Genomic DNA, 4,346 nt, shown 5'->3' on the forward strand with positions numbered 1-4,346 from the left:
TTTTTTTTTTTTTTTTTTGTTTTTTTTTTTTTTTTTTTTTTTTGTGTGGGGTGTTTTTCTCACACATCCGGTTTTTCTTTGTCTGGGGGCGGGGGTGGTGGTCCCGCCCGCCGCGGGTGGGCCTCAGTGCTTAGCTCAGCGATTAACCCAGCGCAGAAGCAATGGCCTGCGCGAGTTCGTTCGCTTCAAACTTCGCAACGTAGCCGTTGGCGCCAACGCGGCGCACGTGGTCTTCGTTGGCCGAGCCCGACAGCGACGAGTGAATCACCACCGGAATCGACTGGAATGCCGGCTCGGTTTTGATCTTGCGTGTGAGCGTGAACCCGTCCATCTCGGGCATTTCCAGATCGGTCAGCACCAGGGCGATCTTGTCGCGCACGGTCTTGCCTTCGCGAGCGGCATCGCGAGCGATGTTCTGCAGCGTATCCCACGCTTCCTGGCCGCTCTTGGTCATCACGTACGGTGTGCCCATCGCTTCCAGACCGTTGGCGATGAGCGAGCGTGCGAGGCCCGAATCGTCCGCCACCAGCAGCTTGGCACCCGGCGGCAGCTTGATCGGACGCTCGCCATTGTCGGGCGCCAGATCGGTACGGCGGGTCGGGAACACATCCACCAGAATCTGTTCGACGTCGATCACCTGCGCCAGACGGGAGTTGTCGGCGTTGCCGTCCAGGCGCGCCAGGCTGGTGATGTTGCTGCTGCCAACGCTCGCCTCGGCCGGGAAGATCTGGCTCCATTCCAGGCGCACGATCTCGTCCACTTCTTCCACCGCAAAGCCTTGGGTGGAGCGCGCATATTCGGTAATCAGCAGGATGTTGGCATTGCCGTTCTTGGTGCCGATCACGCTGGCGAGGTCAATTACGGGAATGATCTGGCCGCGCACATTGACCGCACCCAGGATATGGGCGCCGGCATCCGCCACATGCGTCACAGGCGGCATGACCATGATCTCGCGCACCTTGAACACGTTAATGCCGAACATCTCGCGCTGATTGGAGCGCGCAGATTCGCCCAGGCGGAACAGCAACAGTTCAAAACGGTTGTTGTTTGTCAGATTGGTCCGTTCATCAACTTCGTGCTGCGACATTGTCTTCCCCCGTTCAAGCACACGTTATGTGGCGGTAAACGGCACGGCGTTTGGCAACTTGAAGGGGTTTTGCGAATGTGAAGGCCGAGCCCTTCCAGCGTGGGGAAACACAAGCCTAGGCAACCTTCACGTGCGCGACCAGAAAATCGAGAAATGCTCGCACGCGCGCCGGCAGATGCGCTCCCTGACCGACATAGACGGCGTGGATGTCTTCGGTCTCGCCCGGGTTGTAATCCTCCAGGACGGGGACGAGACGGCCCGCATCCAGATCGGCGCGCACCTGAAACTCAGCCAAGCGCGCCAGCCCCAGACCGGCGACCGCCACAGCGCACAGCGCCTCGCCATCGCTGATCTGCGTGTTGCCGTGCGGGGTGAATTCGGTGCGACGTCCGCGCTTAATGAAAGGCCAAGCGCTCATGGCGCGCACGTAGCTGAACGCCAGACAGTTGTGGTTTGCCAGATCAGCCGGCGTGCGCGGCGTGCCCGCGCGCGCCAGATAAGCCGGAGACGCCACCACCATCAAGCGCGTCTGCCCCAGCTTGCGCGCCACCAGCCGAGAACTCTTTAGCGGACCACTGCGCAGTGCAACATCGGTGCGGTCTTCCATCAGATCGACCACGCGATCCGTGAGCGCAATGTCGAGCGACACCTCCGGATGGCACGCCAGAAACGCCGGCACAATCGGCAGCAGCAAATGCGTGCCGACCGGCACATTGGAATTGATGCGCAATCGCCCTGAAGGCTGCGCCCCGGCGGACGCCTCGCGCTCGGCCTCTTCCAGATCGGCCAGCACCGTCACGCTGCGTTCATAGAACGCCATACCCTCGGGCGTGAGCTGAAAGCGCCGCGTGGAGCGGTTCACCAGCCTCGCCCCCAACCGGGCTTCCAACCGCGCGACCAGTTTGCTCACCGCCGACGGCGTCATCCGGCAGGCGCGCGCCGCAGCGGAGAAACCGCCCTCTTCCACGACCCGCACGAAAACTTCCATCTCGCCAAAGCGATTGACATCAAGCCGCGACATTGTGATTTCAATTCATAAATGTTGTGCTTGTTGGCAGTCTATCGCACAGATTCGATCGTTCTCATACTGGCTGCCATTGCCATTGCTGCGTTGGGCTCAACCCAACATCAACATGACTGCACAGAACAAAGTCGCGCTCGTCGTGGGCGCTCAGGGCGTGATCGGCCGCAACTTGATCGAGCACCTCGCAACATTGGACGACTGGCGCATCGTGGGCCTGTCGCGCCGCGGCGGAGAATCGACCGAGCGCATCCAGCATGTGGCCGTCGACCTGCTCGACGCGGCCGACACGCGCGCCAAGCTCCGCGCGCTTGGCGACGTCACCCACATCTTCTACGCCGCCTATCAGGACCGCCCGACCTGGGCAGAACTGGTGCCGCCCAACCTCGCCATGCTGACCAACGTGGTTGAAGCCATGGAAGCCGCGTCGCCACACCTCATGCACATCAGCCTGATGCAGGGCTACAAGGTCTACGGCGGCCACCTCGGGCCGTTCAAAACCCCGGCGCGCGAAACGGATGCGCATTTCATGCCGCCCGAATTCATGTTCGACCAGCAGACCTTTCTGGAAGCACGCCAGGTGGGCAAAGCGTGGACATGGTCAGCAATACGCCCGTCGGTGGTCGGTGGCTTTGCGCTAGGTAATCCGATGAACCTGGCCGTGGCCATCGCCATGTACGCGTCGATATCGAAAGAACTGGGCCTGCCGCTGCGCTTTCCCGGCAAACCCGGCGCATACGACCACCTGCTGGAAATGACCGATGCCGGCCTGCTCGCCCGCGCCACCGTGTGGGCCGCCACCGAGCCGCGCTGCGCCAACCAGGCCTTCAACATCAACAACGGAGACCTCTTCCGCTGGAGCGAAATGTGGCCCAAGATCGCCGGCTACTTTGCGTTGGAAGTCGCCCCGCCGCTGCCCTTGTCGCTCGACACCGTCATGGCCGACAAGGTGCCGCTCTGGCAAAGCATGATCGCCAAGCATGGTTTGGCGAACACGCCTTACCGCGATGTGTCTTCGTGGCGCTTTGCCGACTTCGTCTTCTCATGGGACTACGACATGTTCGGTGACGGCTCCAAGGCACGTCGCTTTGGCTTTCACGAATATGTGGAGACGGAAGCGATGTTCATGCGCATCTTCGACGACTTGCGTCAACACAAAATCATTCCGGGGTAGAACGTCCGGATGCCTTCGCCGGAGCGGCGCACTGGCCGATCCGGCTAGGGGGATGTCCCGACTCGGGTTTCCGCAGGAAGGGTCGATATAGTGAAGGCGGGACGGTAGCTCATGGGTCGAGCGGCGACGGTTTACCGACGCAGGCAGGCAGGTTCAAATCCTGTACGTCCCACCATCTGATGATTTATTGAGGAACGAAAAGACTCAAGAATCGCGGTATTACAAGGCTTTGCGGGCGATTGTCGTCTGCTGTCGTCCGTTGCCATCCGTTGGCAGCGCGACAATTCTGGGGGCAACATTGGGGGCAACTTTGGTCCCCGAAAATGAGTTGCCCCCAAAAGTCACTAACTGATATCGCAATCCGAAGCGCCAGGCCGGCCGACAAGCTACAACGCCTGTTCGATGGCAACGGCCTCTACCTCGAAGTGTCGCCCTCTGGCGGCAAGTGGTGGCGCCTTAAATATCGAATCGACGGGAAAGAAAAGCGCGTGTCGATCGGCGTCTACTCAGACGTCGGCCTGCGTGATGCGCGCGAGAAGAGCTAGGCCGCCCCGCCTCCAACAATCACCGGCTTGGCAGGCAATTCGCGTGAAGCCTGCTGCTGTGTGGGGAAATGCTGGCTGAGTAATCCGCCAATGGCCTCAATGCCCGCAAGCGCGCCGTGCTTGAAATCGCCGGCACGGAACGCGGCTTCCATATTGTGGCAAACAGCCTCCCACTCGATTGCGGGTACATGTGAAGCGATGCCCCTGTCGGCAACTATCTCGACGCATCTATCGGCCAGCAGGACATATATCAGGACACCGTTGTTGTGTTCCGTGTCCCAGATACGCAAATGGGAAAAGACCTCCAGCGCGCGGGCGCGAGGCATCTGTCCTTCAAGCAGCGCAGCCCAGCTCAGGGAGCCTTCAATGGCAAAGCACAGTTGCCCGGCGTGCGTTGCCTCACACTGCGTAATAGTCTCTTCGATGGCATGCAGTGTCTTGCTGGAAAAAGGCCGCCTGACGTGCCGACCCGGCATGACAAGATGTTTGAGGTGCTTGAAGATGCGAGCGGCCTTGTTC

Annotated in this window: 4 protein-coding genes and 1 pseudogene; 2 read left to right on the forward strand and 3 right to left on the reverse strand. The window is 60.6% G+C overall.

What is annotated here, in order from left to right; all coding sequences use genetic code 11:
* Nucleotides 1-142: 142 nt before the first annotated feature.
* Both ACCD03_RS25380 and ACCD03_RS25385 read right to left on the reverse strand, forming a co-directional pair.
* On the reverse strand, nt 143-1,087 hold the full coding sequence (locus ACCD03_RS25380; RefSeq protein ID WP_024979325.1) for a chemotaxis protein: 945 nt from the start codon (nt 1,085-1,087) through the stop codon (nt 143-145).
* Nucleotides 1,088-1,202: 115 nt separating this feature from the next.
* On the reverse strand, nt 1,203-2,108 hold the full coding sequence (locus tag ACCD03_RS25385; RefSeq protein WP_413413269.1) for a LysR family transcriptional regulator: 906 nt from the start codon (nt 2,106-2,108) through the stop codon (nt 1,203-1,205).
* 112 nt (nt 2,109-2,220) lie between these two features.
* Between ACCD03_RS25385 and ACCD03_RS25390 the strand changes: the two genes are divergently transcribed.
* On the forward strand, nt 2,221-3,282 hold the full coding sequence (locus ACCD03_RS25390) for an SDR family oxidoreductase (RefSeq protein ID WP_413413270.1): 1,062 nt from the start codon (nt 2,221-2,223) through the stop codon (nt 3,280-3,282).
* A 323-nt stretch (nt 3,283-3,605) separates the two neighbouring features.
* A pseudogene (locus ACCD03_RS25395) lies at nt 3,606-3,821 on the forward strand (Arm DNA-binding domain-containing protein); the annotation flags it as partial.
* Between the two features lie 2 nt (nt 3,822-3,823).
* On the opposite strand, the gene ACCD03_RS25400 reads toward ACCD03_RS25395, so the two are convergent.
* Nucleotides 3,824-4,303 (reverse strand): TPM domain-containing protein, encoded by a 480-nt coding sequence (locus ACCD03_RS25400; protein ID WP_413413271.1) that lies wholly within the window; start codon nt 4,301-4,303, stop codon nt 3,824-3,826.
* Between the last annotated feature and the right edge of the window lie 43 nt (nt 4,304-4,346).

It is taken from the genome of Ralstonia sp. Ralssp135 (assembly GCF_047304345.1).
In the GTDB taxonomy this organism is placed as follows: domain Bacteria; phylum Pseudomonadota; class Gammaproteobacteria; order Burkholderiales; family Burkholderiaceae; genus Ralstonia; species Ralstonia chuxiongensis.